Here is a 15970-nt window from a genome sequence, read left to right on the forward strand (position 1 = left end):
CTTGGCGCATACTCTCCCCGCTGCGGCAAGCGGAGGAGAGTCGATCGCCGATGCTGGATGTTCTTGGCCTCGATCCCGATGACGAGCGCGTCTACCGGGCGCTGCTCGGACGGCCGAACTCCACCGCGATCCTTCTCGCCGAACTTGCCGTCCTGTCGCAGGCCCAGGCCGATGAGGCATTGTCCCGCCTCGTCGAGTGGGGACTGGCCACCAGGTCGGCGGACGAACAGTTCACCGCCGCGCCGCCGGCCATGGCGCTCGGCGCGCTCATCAGCCAGCGCAGGGACGGGCTGCGCATGGCCGAGCATGCTCTGGTGACCTTCGCCGAGGAACACCGGGCGGCGATGACCGGGAGCAGCATCAGCGACCTGATCGAGGTCGTCACGGGCGTCGACGCCATCCGGCACCGTTTCCTCCAGGTGCAGCAGGCGGCCCGCACGCAGGTCCGGTCCTTCATCACCGCGCCGTTCGTCGCCCTGCCGCCCGACGAGAACACGGCCGAGCCCGTGGCCATCGGCCGGGGTGTGCACTTCCGTGCCGTGCTGGACCGGGCCGTACTGGCGGAACCCGGCATCATCGACGACGCGATCGATTCCCTGGGCAAGGGCGTGCACCTGCGTGTCGCCGACGAACTGCCGATGAAACTGGTTCTGGCCGACGCCGACCTCGGACTCGTCCCGCTGGCGGTCACAGCGGCCGGAGAACCCGGCGCCGTGCTGCTGCACCGCAGTGGCCTCCTGGACGCGTTGGACGCACTCTTCGAGACGGTGTGGCGCACTGCCCGCCCCCTCGAACTGTCGGGCACCGGCGGAGAGGCCGATCCCACCGTCGAGGTCGGTGCGGAAGGCCCCACCGACCTCGACCGAAGGATCCTCGCCCTGCTCCTGGCCGGTCTGACGGACGTGACCGCCGCGACACAACTCGGTCTGTCACCCCGTACGCTGCACCGGCGCCTGCGCCACCTCATGGACCTGGCCGGAGTCAGGACCCGGATGCAGCTAGGAGCCCACGCCATGCGAAACGGCTGGGCAGAGGTTCCTTGAATTCCCCCGCCTGCCCTGCGAAAGGGCCGGCATGCCGGTGTCATCCGCCAGACGGGGTACTTCGTCAGCGTCGCCGAACGCTGTGCACACCATGGCTTCGGTGACTCGGTAGCTTCTGGACCAGGTGCCCTCGCACAAGGATGCCCATCGGCGCCCCTGTGAGGGCCTGTCGACGATGGTCCTAAGCGAGGAGAGCGGCATGTCCCGGCCTATCACTGTGGGAGTGGACGGCTCTGAAGGAAGCGTGGCGGCGGTGGACTGGGCCGCCGACGAGGCGGCGCTGCGCGGCGACGGCCTGCGACTGGTGTACGCCACGCGGTGGGCGGAGCATCAGTTGGGGGCGATGAAGGTGTCGCACGAAGACCGTGCCGGTGCGGCGGAAGGCGTGCTGGCCGCGACCGAGCGGCGTGTCGGTTCCCGGCAGCCGGACCTCGCCATGACCGCCGACGAGGTCGAGGACGCCCCTGCCGACGTGCTGCTCGCCGCCGCATCCCAGGCGGAGTTGCTGGTCGTGGGCTCTCATGGGCTCGGTAGCGTCCGCGGGTTCATCGTCGGTTCGGTAGGGCAGGAAGTCGTCGCGGAAGCAGAGCGTCCGGTGGTTCTCGTTCGCCCCGGATACGAGAAGGACACGTCCGGTGCGTCCGATGGGAAGAGCCGCCGGAAAGTGGTCCTCGGTCTCGATGTGAACGAAGTCAAGGACGAGCTCCTGCAATTCGCGTTCGACTTCGCCGGGCGGCACCGCGTCCCGCTGGAAATCGTGCACACGTGGCATGCGTCCTTCGTCCACCACGCCACGGCAGCGGCGAAGGACGACATGGCGGCAGCGCTCTCCAGCGCGGTTCGGCCCTTCCGGGACAGGTTTCCGTCGACGGAGGTGACGGAGGTGTCAGCTCCGGGACGGGCAGCCGAGCATCTCATCGAGGCCGCGTCGGACGCGCGCCTCGTGGTCGTCGGTCGGCGCAGGGCGGCCAGGGGCGCCCACATCGGATCGGTCACCCACGCCGTCATCCACCACGCCTCCTGCCCTGTGGCCGTGGTGCCGCACACCTGACAGGCGGGAGACCGGGCGCTCGGGGAGACAGGACAACGTCCACGTTTCACTGTCTGCGGTGCAGTGGAGCTGGAACTAGGCTCGTGTCGTGGAACCGCCTGAGCATCGCGCCGAAGGCGCAGGACCGTTCACCACCCGGCTCACCTGGCATCGCCCCGAAGGGGAGACGGTGGTATGGGAGTCGCGGATCGCGCGTAAGCGTGGGGCGCTGTCCGTCCGCGGCCCCGCGGGCACGGTCGCCGTGTCCCCGACTGCCGACGCCGAGGCCCTCGGCCGTCTTCGGAGGCTCAACTCCATCGCCTCGGGCGCGTTCTTCCTCGGCGGAATGCTCTTCGCTCTCGGCGCCGGGGTCGCCCAGTTCGGCTCGGGCGACCCGGTCGAGAGCGCCTCGATCTACTTCGCGGGCGGGCTGTTCTTCACCCTCGGGGGCTACACCTCGCTCCTGCAGGTGCTGAACGCGCCTCGTCACTCCCCGGGGGGCGGCCCACTGGCCACGGCCGGTTGGCGGTGGTGGGGATACGAGCCGATGCGTGTGGACTGGCTCAGCACGTTCGTGCTGTTCGCCGGGACGCTCGTGTTCGGAGTCAACCTGCTCGACTCCTTCCTGCAGGGGCTCACCGTCCAGCAGACCAACCGGCTGATCTGGACTCCCGACGTGATCGGGTGCGTGCTGTTCCTGGTTTCGGGTCATCTCGCGTTCGTCGAGATCTGCCATCGCTCCCGGCCCTGCGTCCGCTCGCGCAGCCTCGGCTGGTGGGTGGTCGCGGTGAACCAGGTCGGGTCGGTGCTCTTCATGGTCGCCGCACTGGCCGCCTTCACCCGGCCCGCCACCCAGAGCCTGGTCAACACCGACATCGCCAACTGGGGGACGTTGTGCGGTGCGCTCTGCTTCTCCCTCGGTGGTGTGCTCCAGGCCTTCGAACGTCCCTAGGGCGTGTCCGAAAGTCCCTCCTGGCCCGCGACGCCTGGCACGCACGATCGCCGCGTTTCGTACGGGGCCGGCTGCACGGATGGCGCCGTCCTGTGCGGCGCACGTCATCGACCCCGATAATGGCAGTACCGTCCCCCGTCGCACACAGAGTCTCCTGCGGCAGGGGGCGGACTGTCGGGACGATCAGGAGGTGTCATGCTGATCAGATACGCGATGGAGGAAGGCGTCCTCCACCTCCGGATCACGCGCGACCTCGACATCTCCAGCCGCGCCGCGGCGACCTTGGAGATCGAGATGCTCCTGTTCACGCTCCACCCGTACGCTCGCGTGAGGGTGCAACTGCCCACTGCCGATCCATCGCCGGCCTCCCTCAGCGTCCTGGCCCGAGCTCGACGCCTGTGCAGCCACCGAGGGGTGCCCCTGACCGTCGTCGGCCCTGTCTCCGTCAGCGAGCCACCACCGGTTGCCTGACTTGTGGAGCGGACGGTGTCAGGGCCGCGTCCCCGGCTTGATGCCGTGTTCGGCGGCGTACGCGTCCAGGATGCTTCCCGTGCCTCCTTCGGTATGGAGGAACAGTTCGTCCAGGATGATCGCGAGATCCTCGAGTGCCGCGTTCAGGGCTTCGGCGGCGAGACCGACGTCGGGGTGGCGGGCCTTCGCCGCGTACCCCGCGAGTTCGGCCGCGTAGCCGATCTGCTCGGCAAGCGACGCGCGATCGTCGACGTCGTAGAAGTAGTACGACTCGGGGTACTGCAGGAAGTCGATGGACACGACACACAGGTCGGCGGCCACGCTGTCGAGGACGGCTACCCCGGCGTCGGAGTCGAGTGCCTCGGTGGTCGCGTGCGTGCGACGCAGGTGAGAGAGGCGCAAAGCCAGAGTTCTGCGTCGGGCGAGCGCGGGGTGGAGCCCCAGCACCCAGGTCACGGTCGCCGACAGAAGGGCGAATCCGACCAGCGCCTCGAGCGGCGCGAGGATCCGTAGCCAGCCCGTCGTGGGTGCGATGTCGCCCAGACCGAGAGTCGCCAGCGTCACGAGCGAGACGTACAGGGCGTCCACGGGGCCCGCGTGAGCCGACGGCTCGAGCCCGGCGGAGTACGTGAAGGCCTCCGGCATATGCGGCCAGTAGAGCAGCGCCCACCCGACGGCGATGGCCAGCGCCCAGATCGAGACGACGCACACCATGCCGAGCGGGCCCGACAGTCCGGCTGCCCTGCGACGGCCGCCGAGGTGACCGGAGAGTCGCCACAGCGTCGTCATCACCAGCCTGCTCAGCCCGCCGTGGCGCGTCGGATGCCACAGCGTGTGGAACACCTCGCGCAGCATGAACACCACCAGTGCCGCACCCAGCAGCGACAGCGACCATTCCACTCGATCTCGGCCCCTTCGCTCGGTTCGGCCGTCCAATGGGACTTCTCACGCAGCCGGACACCTCCGTCGTACCGCTGACGTTAGCCCGATGGGACGTTGCCCCCGGGCTCGGCACGGCGGGCGGGATTCCCGGTGTGTGACTAGCGTGGCCCATGGAACTAATCGACAGGAAAGGGGCAGACCCGTCATGGCTGGCAAAGGTACGGAGAAGGCGAAGGGCAAGCTGAAGGAAGCCGCCGGAAAGGCGACGGGCAACAAGCGCCTGGAGACGGAAGGCAAGACCGACCAGATGAAGGGCAAGGCGCAGGAAGCCGGCGACGCGGTCCGTGAGCGCGCCAAGGGCGTCCGCGACTCCTTGGACCCCGAAAAGTAGACCCGGCGAGCGGTCCGGGCGTCGGAGCCGTCGGCCCCTGCCTCCCGCCGAGGGGGGCAGGGGCGGCTGTGGGCGGAGAACGCCCGGCTGTGAACGGGTTCGCCCGCTCTTACATGTGCGGCTGCCCGTAGTACCGGGCGAACTGCTCGAGGTAGGTGGGTTCGCCGCCGTACTCGGCCTCGTCGAATTCCGGGGCGTCCTTGATCCGGTCCTTCGTCCGGTCGACGTGGACCTTCTTCTCCGCGGTGTCGATCAGCTTGATGGTTCCGGCAGGCAGGAGCACGTGCTTGCCGAAGATCCACACCCCGGTATCGACGACCAGGTAGGAGGAACCCACTTCCTCGGAATGCCTGTCGATCTTCCCGATGCTGCCGTCGGTGGCCTCGACCTTGTAGCCGATGAGATCGACTCCCTGCTGGTATCCAGCCCTCGGGTGGTAGACCCAGATGTCGCTTTCGCTCACCACGATGCCTCTCCAGTGTGTGACGGACTACGGAGAATGTGCCGGATTCCGGCGAGGGCGAAGCGGGAGCCGAATACTCCCACCCGACTGCCCGCCCGTCGTCACCACCGCCGACGCGCGCCCGGACCCGTACCGGCAGGTTCTGAGGATCACCCTCGCCGCTTCAGGGCGGTCGTCAGGCGTGGCCGTTCGCCCTCGATCAGGCGGCCGGTCAGCGCACCGCCGAACACGACCACGCCCACGGCGACGAGCCAGGTCTGGATGACGAGGAAAGCTCCGAACGGGCCGTAGGTGACGGCGCTGGACGCGATCAACGGGGAGAAGACGAGCCGGGAGAAGATCCTGAGCCCGAGCAGTCCGAGGACGGTGGCCACCGACCCGGGAAGCAGGGCGAGCCACGCGACCCGGCCGCCGAGCAGCAGTCGCTGCGACCACCAGAAGAACAGGACGCCGCTCAGGAGGGTGACGACGCCATGGGCCGGAATGTCGCGAAAGAAGGAGGGGACCGCGAACACGTAGAGGACCGCTATGAGGACCGCGAGCCACAGTACGTGCCGCCACCGGGCCCACCAGCGGGCCGGAGGCAGATCCCAGACCTTCTCGTAGCCGCTCTGCACCACGGTGCCGAACGAGAGGCCGAACACGGCGAGCAGGGCGAGGCCGAACGCCGTCGTGGTCCGCCGCACCTGCCCCGGCAGCGCGAACAACCGCTCGATCTCCGCCCTGGCGGCCTCTGACACTCCGAGGCCGTCCCCGAGCCACTGCGCGAACCCCTTCCCGCTCCCCGCACCCGCCGCGGACACGACGATCAGAAGCGGAACCAGCGTCAGGAACCCGAGTGCCGCGAAACCCAGCGAGCGCTGCCACAGCTCCAGATCGCTCACCGGTCCCCATCGGTGCCCGGCTCGCAAACGGCGGATCACGCTGCGCATCCGCTGGAACGGGGACCGACGCCCGTCGGGACGGGAGCACATCATCGTGCCGGCGCATGGCCAGGTGGTTCATGCGGGGCGACCACGGTGAAGTGCGCCCCTTCCGGGTCGGCGAGATCGACCCACCGGCCCGTGGGGGAGGTGTGTACGGGAGAGACGGTGTCGCCTCCCGTCCGGTTGGCGGTCTCGAGCGTCTCCTCAAGGTCGAGCACGGGAAAGTGAACGTGCCAGTCGGGGCGGACCTCGGGGTCCGGTGCCTCTTCGAGTGCTCCGCCGCTGATGAAAGCAACGGTGTCGTGTCCATGGCGCAGAACGACACGATCGTGTTCGTAGGACGCCACGCAGCAGCCGGGTCGCTCACCGGCCCAGTCGAGGACCTCCCCGTAGAAGATCGAGGCGGCGAAAGCCTCACGCGTACGCAGTTCCAGCCAGGCCGGAGCACGCCCACGACCGACCGACCAGTCCGGGACGACGGCGCCCTCCCAGAAGCCGAAGACGGCTCCTGCCGGGTCGGCGGCCAAGCCCGCCCGGCCGGTACGGAAGGCGAGGGGCCCCACGGCCATGGTGCCGCCGCGTTCGAGGATCCGGGCCGCCGTGACGTCGGCGTCGACGACGGCGAAATACGGTGTCCACGCCACCGGGATGTCGAAACGCTTCGTGAGCGCCCCGACACCCGCCACCGGAGCCCCTTCGTGAAAGGCGACCGCGAAACCGTCACCGAGTCGACTCGGTCTGAACTCCCAGTCGAGCACGCCGCTGTAGAAACCCTGCGCGGACAGCATGTCCCGTGCCATCAGGCTGACCCAACACGGGGCCCCTGCGATCTCATGGCTCGACGTCGACACAGCCGTCACCCTCGTACGTCGCCGACGGCTGCCTACCAGTAGTGCCGGCGCCCACCGACTTCGCGACCGACCGCACCCATGATCCAGAGGACGGCGCCTATGGCCACGAGGATGATCCCGATGGTCCAGAGAATGCTGATGCCGGCCACGAATCCGATGACGAGCAGGATAATGCCGAGGACGATCATGGTGTCCTCCGATTCTGCTGAGCGTTTCCCCTCAAGGGTAGGTTTCTCCTCCGCTCATGGCCTCCGGGAAGAAGCGTTCGGCCGTGACGAGGCGGGGGCGGTCACGGGCGCGGTGACGTGGGAACCGTCGTCAGAGGTACTCGGCACGGATGATCACCAGCTCTTCGTGCTCGTCGCCGTCGTCCGCCGGGCCGCGGCCCTGCAGCCGGGCGGGGTGATCAGCCGTGCGGGAAGTGTTCGCCGCATTCGCGTGAATTGCAGCAGTCTGCCGGTGTCACGGTGAGTAACCATCCCGGTGTGCCCCCATCGTGGATCCGGCCCCGCAACCAGGGCCGCTGCCGTTGTGCCCGGACCTGTTGCCCGGTGTCCGAGCTCACCTCGAAGGGGTTCGCCTGTGGAGACCGGCCGACGAGAAGTACTGCGAACCGGGGCCGCCGTCGTGGTCGCCGGAAGTCTGATCGGGCTCGGCGGCGGGCGTGCGGGCGCCGCCTCCGCCGAGAGGGCCGCCGCGCGCCCTCTCTTCGTGGGCGAGGGTGTCGAGCCCGCCGCGTGGCGTGAACTGAGGCGGAGCCTCAGCCCGGGTGCCGGTCTCTACCGCCCGGGGGGTCCGGAGTACGCGGCACGGGCGATTCCCGACAACCAGCGTTACGCATCCGTCCGCCCGGCCGGCGTCCTCGCCTGCGCGACCGAGGGCGACGTGGCGACCGCGATCCGGTGGTGCGCCAAGCACGGCGTTCCCTTCGCGCCTCGCTCCGGCGGGCACAACTACGCGGGCTACTCCACCACCCCAGGTCTGGTGATCAGTCTGCGCGCGCTGAAGGACGTCGTCCCACAGGGGCGGCGGCTCCGTCTGGGGGGCGGCGCCACGAACTCGGACGTGTACGCGGCCCGCGCGGCCAACCTGTACTTCCCCGGTGGGCGCTGCCCGGAAGTCGGCGTCGCCGGCCTGACCCTCGGCGGCGGGCTCGGGTTCAACGACCGAAAGTGGGGTCTGACCTGCGACCGGCTCACCGAGACCCGGGTCGTGCTCGCCGATGGGACGCTGGTACGGGCGGCCGACGACGAGAACGCCGACCTGTTCTGGGCCTGCCGGGGCGGAGCCGGCGGCAACTTCGGCATCAACACCGGCTTCGTCTTCGACGCCGTGTCCGTCGCCGGGCTGCGCGCCACGGTCTTCGACCTGACCTTCGCGCTGGATGCGGGCGTCCGGGTGATGGAGGAACTGCGCTGCATCGTCGACGCCGACCACGACAACGACTTCGACGTCCGGGTCGGCTTCAAGCACGCCGGCGACGGCACCACCACGCTCTGGCTCCTCGGGCAGCGGCTCGGCGAGGAGAACGCCCTGCAACGCCTGTTCAGGCCGCTTCTGCAGCTGCGACCGACGCGGAAATTCATCGAGGAGCGCGGATTCTGGCAGGCGCAGGACTACCTCATGGAACCCCTCGGAGCGAAGGAGGCCTACGCCTCCAAGTCCCTCGTCCCCGACGAGTGGCCCGCTCCCGACACGGTGGCCGCCGTCGCCGACTGGACGCGCGGCTGGCGGCCGGGACCCGCACGGGCCACCGGCTACGTGACCCTGTTCGCCATGGGCGGCGACAGTGCCGCGCCCCGTCCCGACGAGACGGCCTACCCCCACCGCGGCGCGACCTTCGTGATCGACATCGGCACCCACTGGAAGCCCGGCACTCCGCCCGGCGAGGTACGCGCCCTGCTGGAACAGACGCGCACCGCCCATCACATGCTCAGCCGCCGCCTGTCCACCCACGCGGCCTACGTCAACTTCCCCGACCCCGACCTGCGTGACTGGCGACACGCCTACTACGACGGCAACTACGACCGCCTCGTCGCCGTCAAGCGACGCTACGATCCGGCCGGTCTGTTCCGCTACCAGCAGGCCGTCGGCCGGCCCCGCGTCTGAGACCGCCGGCCGCGCCCGACCGGCTGACGTCCGTGACCGGCCGGAGCATTCACACGCTCACGGTGATCGAGGCGGGGTGGCGCGGGCGTCGTCCCGCTGTCTGCCGTACTCAAGGGAGCGTCCAGAACTGGGTCGTGACGAGGTAGAAGAGAACCGCCCACAAGACGGTCACCGCGGCGACGATGCCGAGGCCGATGAGGTTGGTCTTCGTCGGCGATTCGTCGGGCGACGGCCGCAGCCAGCGCCTGAGCAGCCGGTTCACGTAGTAGGGCATCGTGACGAAGCTCATGAGAAAACTGGAGAGCAGGTTGCCCACCAGGAGCCCGAGCCAGAACGGCATCCCCAGCGGATGGAGGGCGAGCGACAGCAGCACGACGGTCGGGTACAGCCCGACCCAGACCGCGATGGAGGTCTTGGTCTCCGAGGGCGGAGGTGCTTCTCTTCCGTTCTGGTCGAAGGCGAACCAACTGCCGAACGAGTTGTCGATCGTGCGCAGCTTGAAGTCGTTGAACCGCTCTCCCTCGGCGAGCAGTTCCTGCCGCCTGGTCGACGTCAGCCAGGCATCGAGGTGCTCCGCGTTGTCGTATCGGTACAGCGTGGTCCATTCGTCCTGAAGTCCCTCGATCGGACGGAAGAGCTCGGTTCCGCGGAAGCCCTCGAACGCGCTCTCCTCCTGGGTCATGCGGTGCTGCCAGTCGAGGAAGTCGTCGACGCTGTTCGGATGGACCCGGTGGGTGACCACCACGGTCACCAGCGGATCCGTCGGTTCCGTGCCACCGGTGACGACCTGCTGGGTCGCGGGACCGTCGAAGAATCTTCTGCCGCTGTCGAGGAACCCCTGCCGCGTCGCACTGTTGATCCACGCTTGCAGATGGGCTATCGAGTCGAAGCGGTAGACGACGACCCAGTCGGGTTGCAGGGCTGTCGGCGGGGCGTTCTCCGCTCCGAGGAACCCGGTGTAGTGGGCGGCAGCGGCGTTGACGTCCTCCTGCCATATCTCGTACTCCCGCTCCGCTCCGGGAACGACCTTCTGGCCGATGATCGCCGTCGCGGCGGTGTCTTCGAACTTCTTGGTGTTCATGAGCTCAGGCCGCCGACTGTGCCGACCGGCTCTCGTTCAGCCGGCTGTAGATGCGTTCAGGAGTCAGGGGCAGAGCGCGGTAACGGACGCCCGTGGCATCGTGCAGCGCGTTCGCCAGCGCGGGTGCCACGGGGTTGATGCAGCATTCCGCCATGCCCTTCGACCGCATGGGCCCGTAGGAGTCCGTCGAGTCCACCAGGAGCACCTCGGTCCGGGGGATGTCGGCGTAGGTGGGGATGCGGTAGTTGCGGAGGTTCGGGTTGACCATGACTCCGTGCGCGTCGATGTGGAAGTTCTCGGTCAACGCGAAGCCGATTCCCTGGGCGACACCGCCTTCGACCTGCCCGCGGACCTGCGCGGGGTTGATGACCACTGCGGCGTCGGTCGCCTGGACGCTGTACAGGATCCGGATCTCACCCGTCACCCGGTGGACGGCGATGCGGAACCCCTGCGTATTGGAAGTGACGCTCCGGGGCGAGCCGTACGCCTTGCGGGCGGCGGTGAACCGGATTCCGCGCGCCCGGGCCAGGGCGACGAGCTCGGCCAGCGACACGCGCCGGTCGCCGCAGACGACACCGTCGTCGTCCATCGCGCACATGACGAGATGGACCCCGGTGTGGGCGGCGGCGAACTCCAGAATGCGGTCGCGTACGGCGTTGGCCGCTCTGAGGACCGCGTTGCCGGAGACGAAGAGCCCCGCACTCGCGAAGGCCCCGGTGTCGAATCCCGTGCGGTCGGTGTCGGACTGCACGAGCCGGATGCGCGAGGGCGTCGTGCCCAGCTGGGTGGCCGCGATCTGGACGTGGGCGGTCGACGTGCCCTCGCCGAACTCGACCGTTCCGACGGCCAACTCGTAGACGAGGTCGTCGCCGAGCGTGACCCACGCCTCGGAGATGTGCTCGGTGGGGGGTGCGGTCTCGTGCAGGGAACTCGCGACACCGGTCCCGACGAACCACTCCGGGCCGGGCGACGGCCCGCCGGTGGTACGCGCCATCGCCGCGTCCACGAGGTCGACGCACCTGGCGAGGCCGTCCTCGGTGAACATCACGTCGTCGGGGCCGTCGTCCAGGGCCACGAGCGGGTCGCCCGGTCGCACGATGTTGCGTCGGCGCAGTTCGAGCGGATCGAGGTGCAGGGCACGCGCCAGTTCGCCCATGGCCGACTCCACGGCGAACGCCGGTTGCGTCATCCCGTAACCGCGCAGCGCTCCGCTGGGAACGGTGTTCGTGTAGACGGAGTACGCGTCGTACTTCTTGTTGGGGCAGCGGTAGAGCATGACCGCGGCACCGCCCGCGTACAGCGTCTCGCCTCCGTGGTTGCCGTAGGCGCCCGTGTTCGACACGTTGCGGACCTGGAACGCCGTGAGCGTTCCGTCCGCCTTGGCTCCCAACGTGACGGTGAGCGTCATCGGGTGGCGTGGCGAGGCCGTCGTGAACTCCTCCTCGCGGGTGTACTCGAAGGAGACGGGCCGTCCGGTGTCCAGGGTGGCGAGGGCGGCCAGATCCTCCGAGATGACTTCCTGCTTGCCGCCGAAGCCGCCGCCGACCCGCTTGCAGAACACGCGGAGCTGGTCCGGGCGCAGCGCGAACAGGTAGGCGAGTTTCACCTTCGCGATCGACGGCGACTGCGAACTGGTACGGACGTTCAGGCGGCCGTTCTCCATCCAGGCGATCGAGCCGTGGGTCTCCAGATGCGCGTGCTGCACGCGCGGCGAGAAGTACGTCCCTTCGTGGGTCACGTCGGCTTCGGCGAACCCCGCGTCGACATCGCCGATGTGCGTGTGGATCTCGAGGAGGATGTTGTGGACGGGATCGAGGGCGAAGGGATCGTGCTCCGCGCCGTGCAGCTGTGGCGCTCCCTCGGCCATCGCCTCCTCGGGTTCGAACACCGCCGGCAGCACCTCGTACGCGACCACGAGCCTTCGGCAGCCCTCTTCAGCGGCGCCGACCGTGTCCGCCAGGACCGCGGCGACCCGCTGGCCGACGAAGCGGACCGTGTCGTCGAGGATGAAGGTGTCGTCCGGATCGACGAGATGGTCGGTGTGGATCGCCGTGGTGAAGCGCCTGCGCGGGACGTCTTCCCAGGTGTAGACGCGCTGCACGCCGGGAACCGCCAGCGCGTCGGTCCTGTCGATCGAGATGATCCGGGCGTGGGCGTGCGGGGAGTGCAGCACCTTGAGGTGCAGCATCCCCTCGATGTGGGTGTCCATGGTGAACTCGGCGCGGCCGGTCACCACGTCGTTGGCCGCCGGTGCGCCGACGCTCGTCCCGACGGCCTTCCCCGGCGCCGCCGTCTCCACGCCCGCGACGCCCTTGACGGCGTCCTCGATCCCACGGTATCCGGTGCAGCGGCAGAGGTTGCCCTTCAACGCCCGCGGCAGGTCCGCCTTCTGGGCCTCGGTGAACGTCGCCGATGTCATGATCATCCCGGCGGTGCAGAAACCGCACTGGAAACCCGGGGCGTCGCGGAACTGCCGCTGCATCGGATGCAGGCTGCCGGGTGTTCCGAGCCCTTCGATCGTCGTCACCTGACGCCCCTCGGCGCGGAAGGCGGGTGTGATGCAGCTGTGGACCGGTTCACCGTCCAACCAGACCGTGCAGGCGCCGCAATCGCCCGCGTCGCACCCCTTCTTGACGCCGAAATGGCCGAGTGAGCGGAGGAACGTGCGGAGGCACTGTCCGGGTCGAGGTTCGGCGTCGAAGCGCTCGCCGTTCACGGAATAGGTCATGACAGGCTTCCCGCCATCAGCTCGCCCCGTATCTCTTCGGCGAAGTGCTTGGTCAGGTGGCGACGATGATCGGGCGTCCCGTTGGGATCGTCGAACCAGACGTCGTGGGGGATGGCGTCGATGCTCTGCTGGAGGGTTCCGGCGTCGGGCAGGGCGTCGAAGACGAGGCGTACGGGCCGGGTGGTGCCGGCCGAGATCGTGAGCGTCAGATCGCTCACCCCCGGCGTCTGCGTGCCGACGAGGAACACGGTCGAGCGACCGAGGCGGGTCAGCGCGAAGCGGCGGTGCGCGGTGCGTTTCCTCAGGGCGCGCACCGGAATGTCGATGCGGCGCAGGATCTCCCCGGGGGCGAGGACGTTCCGATGGTCGCCGGTCACGAAATCGAGGGCGTCGACGGTGCGCGTGGACCCGTCGGGGGCCTCCAGCCCGTACTGCGCTTCGAGCGCGACCGTGAGGGTGATCATGGGGCCGGCGGGCAGGGACAGACAGATGTTTCCGCCGACGGTCGCCGCGTTCCAGACCTTGAACGAGGACAGAAACGCTTCACAGCTCTGCGCGAGGAGAGGGCCCGCGGCCCAATCACGCGGCGGTACATAGGCGTACAGCTCGCGGATGGTGCATGTGGCGCCGATCTCGAGGCCGCTGTCGCTCGGGACGAGAGGATCCCAGCGCAGTGCCGCCAGGTCGATCAGGCGGCGCAGGTCCGGCTGCTCGACGGAGAGCAGCCAGGTTCCGCCCGCGAGCCAGGCGTCGCCCTCGCGCCAGTCCACGCCTGGCCGGTCGGACGGATGCCGGATCACTTCGGTGACGGTGTTGAGATCCATGGACCTGATCTCCCTCACGACGAGGATCGTGTGGCGACCGATATCGACGGGGCCGTATGCGTGCCGGGAGCAATCCGGCACAGAGCGACGAACCGTGTGTGACTGACGGCCGTCGACCTGCTCGGCGAGGGACCGGCGGGCGCGGAGACTCCTTCCCAGGGTATCGCCGAAGAGGCCGGCCGGCCTCGCCAAGTCAGGGCGCGGCTGCGGCGATCACGTGTTCACGTGTTGACGAGCCGGCCTGCGGCGACTGCCGAGGCCACCGTCCCACGGCCACCACTGCCCGAGGCCGCGAATCCGGATCAGTGGTGGTCCAGGGCTGCACTCCTGTTCGTCGCGGGTGAGCCACGTGCCGTCGCCGAGCGATACGGCAGCAACTACTGGCGTCTGCGGGTAGTCGAGTTGGGTGAGGGGCCTGAGCGTATGGGCGTCGAGCAGGAGGCGGGCGCCCTCCTCGGCCGGCCGGCGGCCGCCATCCGCTTTTTTCCCCTCTATTCCTCGACGCTGATCGCCCGGACGGGGCAGGCGCGGGCGGCCTCGCGGACCAGTGGACCTCCGCCGCCTCGGTCCTGGCCCGGGAGGACCGTCCCGAACCCGTCGTCGTCCTGGGTGAAGAAGTCCGGCGAGGTCAGGGCGCACTGTCCGGCGCCGATACAGAGGTCCCCGTCGATGGAGATGCGCATCTGTGCGGGTCCTTTCACCATGTGACGGGGAGTTCGAGCATCCCCTGGATCGTGTCGCCCGGTTTGAACGGGATCTCCTCGGCGGGTACGGCGAGCCGCAGCCCCGGCAGCCGACGGAGCAACGTCCCGAGCGCGATCTCCATCTCCGCGCGCGCCAGGTTCTGCCCCAGGCACTGGTGGATGCCGAAGCCGAACGCCAGGTGGTGCCGTGCCGAGCGCGACCAGTCCAGGCTGTCGGGATCGGCGTAGGCGGCGGCGTCCCGGTTGATGACGGAGGTCGAGAAGACCACCCCCTCGCCCGCGCGGATCACCGTGCCGCCGATCTCCACGTCCTCGCGGGCGACCCGCAGAAGCCCGTCCGCGATCGACAGGAACCGCAGCAGCTCCTCGACGGCCGTCGGCACGAGGCCGGGGTCGGCCTGGAGTTCGGCCAGCCGCTCGGGGTGGCGCAGCAGCGTGTACGTACCGAGGGAGATCATGTTCGCGGTGGTCTCGTGCCCCGCGACCAGCAGGATCGTGGCGAGCTGTACCAGCTCCTCGCGGTCCGGCCCGCCGTCCCCGAGCTGCCGCTCCACCAGGTCGTCGAGCACGCCCTCGCCGGGCTTGTCCCGCTTGCGTTCGATCAGGTCGCCCAGATAGCCCTCGAGTCGGGCGAGCGCGTCCTCGGTGTCCGCGCCCGTCGGGCCGCGCAGCAGCCGCCCGGACTGCTCCTCGAAGAAGTCGTGGTCCTCGTACGGCACGCCGAGCAGGTCGCAGATCACGATCGAGGGCACCGGCAGCGCGAACGCGCTCACCAGTTCGGCCGGCGGACCCGCCGCCTCCATCGCGTCGAGCAGCCTGTCCACGGTCTCCTGGATGCGCGGGCGCAGCCGCTCGGCGCGCTTGAGCGTGAAACTCGGGATCAACATCCGGCGCTGGACGTTGTGCTCGGGATCGTCCCAGCCGAGCAGCGCGGCGCGCCGACGCCGGCGGAGGGCCGAGGCCCGCTCGGTCGGGAGCGGGAAGTCGGTCCGGGTGGAGTCGGTGGACAGACGCTGGTCCGAAAGCAGCGTCCGGGCGGCTGAGTGTCCACTGACGAACCACACGGAGCGCCCGTCCCACAGGGTCACCCGCGACAGCGGGCGCTCCTCGCGCAACGGGTCGTAGGCGGTGGGCGGGTGGTAGGGGCAGGTCCGGTTCTGGGGGAACGCCACGGCTTCCGTCATGGGGGCCTCGCAAGGGGCGAATCGGGTGGCTTGGACGTTGGTGCCGTCTCCACTACATGCCTCAGGCACCTATCTGGTCTACGCACAGTTCGGCCAATCCACCGGAACGGGTGCATCCATGCGGCCGCGACTCCGGAGGATGCGTTTCCCGTCATGGAAGGCCTCCGTCGTCCGCGCTCCGGCGACGCTCCCCGTCCTGTACCCGATGGCGCGCACGTGCGGAGGGCGTGCCGTACGTTCGCGAGGAGAAGGGCGGACTCGTGCGCCCTCATCGCGGCCCGGTGTGGCAACCGGGTGCACCCGAATGGGCGAACTCGGGGTGATCTTCGAC

At 69.2% G+C, this 15970-nt stretch carries 16 protein-coding genes; 6 read left to right on the forward strand and 10 right to left on the reverse strand.

The window, feature by feature from the left end; translation table 11 throughout:
- Positions 1-50 precede the first annotated feature (50 nt).
- From OG462_RS38965 to OG462_RS38980, 4 genes are all read left to right on the forward strand, one after another.
- Complete coding sequence (locus OG462_RS38965; RefSeq protein ID WP_406065344.1) at positions 51-1043, forward strand: helix-turn-helix domain-containing protein; 993 nt, start codon at positions 51-53, stop codon at positions 1041-1043.
- A gap of 199 nt (positions 1044-1242) precedes the next feature.
- Complete coding sequence (locus OG462_RS38970) at positions 1243-2094, forward strand: universal stress protein (RefSeq protein WP_406066880.1); 852 nt, start codon at positions 1243-1245, stop codon at positions 2092-2094.
- A gap of 88 nt (positions 2095-2182) precedes the next feature.
- The gene (locus OG462_RS38975; RefSeq protein ID WP_406065346.1) at positions 2183-3025 is read left to right on the forward strand and encodes a hypothetical protein; all 843 of its coding nucleotides are present in this window, start codon (positions 2183-2185) and stop codon (positions 3023-3025) included.
- A gap of 195 nt (positions 3026-3220) precedes the next feature.
- Positions 3221-3496, forward strand: a complete 276-nt coding sequence (locus tag OG462_RS38980; RefSeq protein ID WP_406065348.1) for a hypothetical protein — start codon at positions 3221-3223, stop codon at positions 3494-3496.
- A gap of 18 nt (positions 3497-3514) precedes the next feature.
- On the opposite strand, the gene OG462_RS38985 is transcribed toward OG462_RS38980, so the two are convergent.
- A complete protein-coding gene (locus OG462_RS38985; RefSeq protein ID WP_406065350.1) occupies positions 3515-4396 on the reverse strand; it encodes a potassium channel family protein in 882 nt (293 codons plus the stop codon).
- Positions 4397-4583: 187 nt separating this feature from the next.
- On the opposite strand from OG462_RS38985, the gene OG462_RS38990 reads away from it, so the two are divergent.
- Positions 4584-4769, forward strand: a complete 186-nt coding sequence (locus OG462_RS38990) for a CsbD family protein (RefSeq protein WP_406065351.1) — start codon at positions 4584-4586, stop codon at positions 4767-4769.
- A 109-nt stretch (positions 4770-4878) separates the two neighbouring features.
- Here the strand turns inward: OG462_RS38990 and OG462_RS38995 are convergent, their stop codons facing one another.
- The 4 genes from OG462_RS38995 to OG462_RS39010 all read right to left on the reverse strand — a co-directional run bounded on the left by OG462_RS38995 (position 4879) and on the right by OG462_RS39010 (position 7197).
- The gene (locus tag OG462_RS38995) at positions 4879-5232 is read right to left on the reverse strand and encodes a PRC-barrel domain-containing protein (RefSeq protein ID WP_406066881.1); all 354 of its coding nucleotides are present in this window, start codon (positions 5230-5232) and stop codon (positions 4879-4881) included.
- A 149-nt stretch (positions 5233-5381) separates the two neighbouring features.
- Positions 5382-6206, reverse strand: coding sequence for a ribonuclease BN (locus OG462_RS39000; RefSeq protein WP_406066882.1), 825 nt, complete (start codon positions 6204-6206; stop codon positions 5382-5384).
- On the reverse strand, positions 6206-6958 hold the full coding sequence (locus OG462_RS39005; RefSeq protein ID WP_406065353.1) for a VOC family protein: 753 nt from the start codon (positions 6956-6958) through the stop codon (positions 6206-6208). Before OG462_RS39005 ends, OG462_RS39000 begins: the two co-directional genes overlap by 1 nt.
- 83 nt (positions 6959-7041) lie before the next feature.
- Positions 7042-7197: a DUF6131 family protein gene (locus tag OG462_RS39010; RefSeq protein WP_356683572.1), complete on the reverse strand. Its 156-nt coding sequence runs from the start codon at positions 7195-7197 to the stop codon at positions 7042-7044.
- 394 nt (positions 7198-7591) lie between these two features.
- Here OG462_RS39010 and OG462_RS39015 point away from each other — a divergent pair, with 394 nt between their 5' ends.
- Complete coding sequence (locus OG462_RS39015; RefSeq protein ID WP_406065355.1) at positions 7592-9118, forward strand: FAD-binding oxidoreductase; 1527 nt, start codon at positions 7592-7594, stop codon at positions 9116-9118.
- A gap of 109 nt (positions 9119-9227) precedes the next feature.
- Here the strand turns inward: OG462_RS39015 and OG462_RS39020 are convergent, their stop codons facing one another.
- The 5 genes from OG462_RS39020 to OG462_RS39040 all read right to left on the reverse strand — a co-directional run bounded on the left by OG462_RS39020 (position 9228) and on the right by OG462_RS39040 (position 15639).
- Positions 9228-10199, reverse strand: coding sequence for an antibiotic biosynthesis monooxygenase (locus OG462_RS39020; RefSeq protein ID WP_406065357.1), 972 nt, complete (start codon positions 10197-10199; stop codon positions 9228-9230).
- A gap of 4 nt (positions 10200-10203) precedes the next feature.
- Positions 10204-12927 carry a molybdopterin-dependent oxidoreductase gene (locus OG462_RS39025; protein ID WP_406065359.1) on the reverse strand — a complete coding sequence of 908 codons (2724 nt, stop codon included), beginning with the start codon at positions 12925-12927 and terminating at the stop codon, positions 10204-10206.
- The gene (locus OG462_RS39030) at positions 12924-13751 is read right to left on the reverse strand and encodes an FAD binding domain-containing protein (RefSeq protein ID WP_406065361.1); all 828 of its coding nucleotides are present in this window, start codon (positions 13749-13751) and stop codon (positions 12924-12926) included. The genes OG462_RS39025 and OG462_RS39030 overlap by 4 nt, the downstream gene beginning before the upstream one ends.
- A gap of 491 nt (positions 13752-14242) precedes the next feature.
- Complete coding sequence (locus tag OG462_RS39035; RefSeq protein WP_406065363.1) at positions 14243-14434, reverse strand: ferredoxin; 192 nt, start codon at positions 14432-14434, stop codon at positions 14243-14245.
- Positions 14435-14448: 14 nt separating this feature from the next.
- A complete protein-coding gene (locus tag OG462_RS39040) occupies positions 14449-15639 on the reverse strand; it encodes a cytochrome P450 (RefSeq protein ID WP_406065365.1) in 1191 nt (396 codons plus the stop codon).
- Between the last annotated feature and the right edge of the window lie 331 nt (positions 15640-15970).

It is taken from the genome of Streptomyces sp. NBC_01077 (assembly GCF_045162855.1).
In the GTDB taxonomy this organism is placed as follows: Bacteria; Actinomycetota; Actinomycetes; order Streptomycetales; family Streptomycetaceae; genus Streptomyces.

Excerpts from the sequence above, each read along its gene's own strand:
- OG462_RS38965 (WP_406065344.1), top strand. The coding sequence starts at position 51 with ATGCTGGATGTTCTTGGCCTCGATCCCGATGACGAGCGCGTCTACCGG.
- OG462_RS38970 (WP_406066880.1), top strand. The coding sequence starts at position 1,243 with ATGTCCCGGCCTATCACTGTGGGAGTGGACGGCTCTGAAGGAAGCGTG.
- OG462_RS38980 (WP_406065348.1), top strand. The coding sequence starts at position 3,221 with ATGCTGATCAGATACGCGATGGAGGAAGGCGTCCTCCACCTCCGGATC.
- OG462_RS38990 (WP_406065351.1), top strand. The coding sequence starts at position 4,584 with ATGGCTGGCAAAGGTACGGAGAAGGCGAAGGGCAAGCTGAAGGAAGCC.
- OG462_RS39000 (WP_406066882.1), bottom strand. The coding sequence starts at position 6,206 with ATGTGCTCCCGTCCCGACGGGCGTCGGTCCCCGTTCCAGCGGATGCGC.
- OG462_RS39005 (WP_406065353.1), bottom strand. The coding sequence starts at position 6,958 with ATGGCACGGGACATGCTGTCCGCGCAGGGTTTCTACAGCGGCGTGCTC.
- OG462_RS39010 (WP_356683572.1), bottom strand. The coding sequence starts at position 7,197 with ATGATCGTCCTCGGCATTATCCTGCTCGTCATCGGATTCGTGGCCGGC.
- OG462_RS39020 (WP_406065357.1), bottom strand. The coding sequence starts at position 10,199 with ATGAACACCAAGAAGTTCGAAGACACCGCCGCGACGGCGATCATCGGC.
- OG462_RS39025 (WP_406065359.1), bottom strand. The coding sequence starts at position 12,927 with ATGACCTATTCCGTGAACGGCGAGCGCTTCGACGCCGAACCTCGACCC.
- OG462_RS39030 (WP_406065361.1), bottom strand. The coding sequence starts at position 13,751 with ATGGATCTCAACACCGTCACCGAAGTGATCCGGCATCCGTCCGACCGG.
- OG462_RS39035 (WP_406065363.1), bottom strand. The coding sequence starts at position 14,434 with ATGCGCATCTCCATCGACGGGGACCTCTGTATCGGCGCCGGACAGTGC.
- OG462_RS39040 (WP_406065365.1), bottom strand. The coding sequence starts at position 15,639 with ATGACGGAAGCCGTGGCGTTCCCCCAGAACCGGACCTGCCCCTACCAC.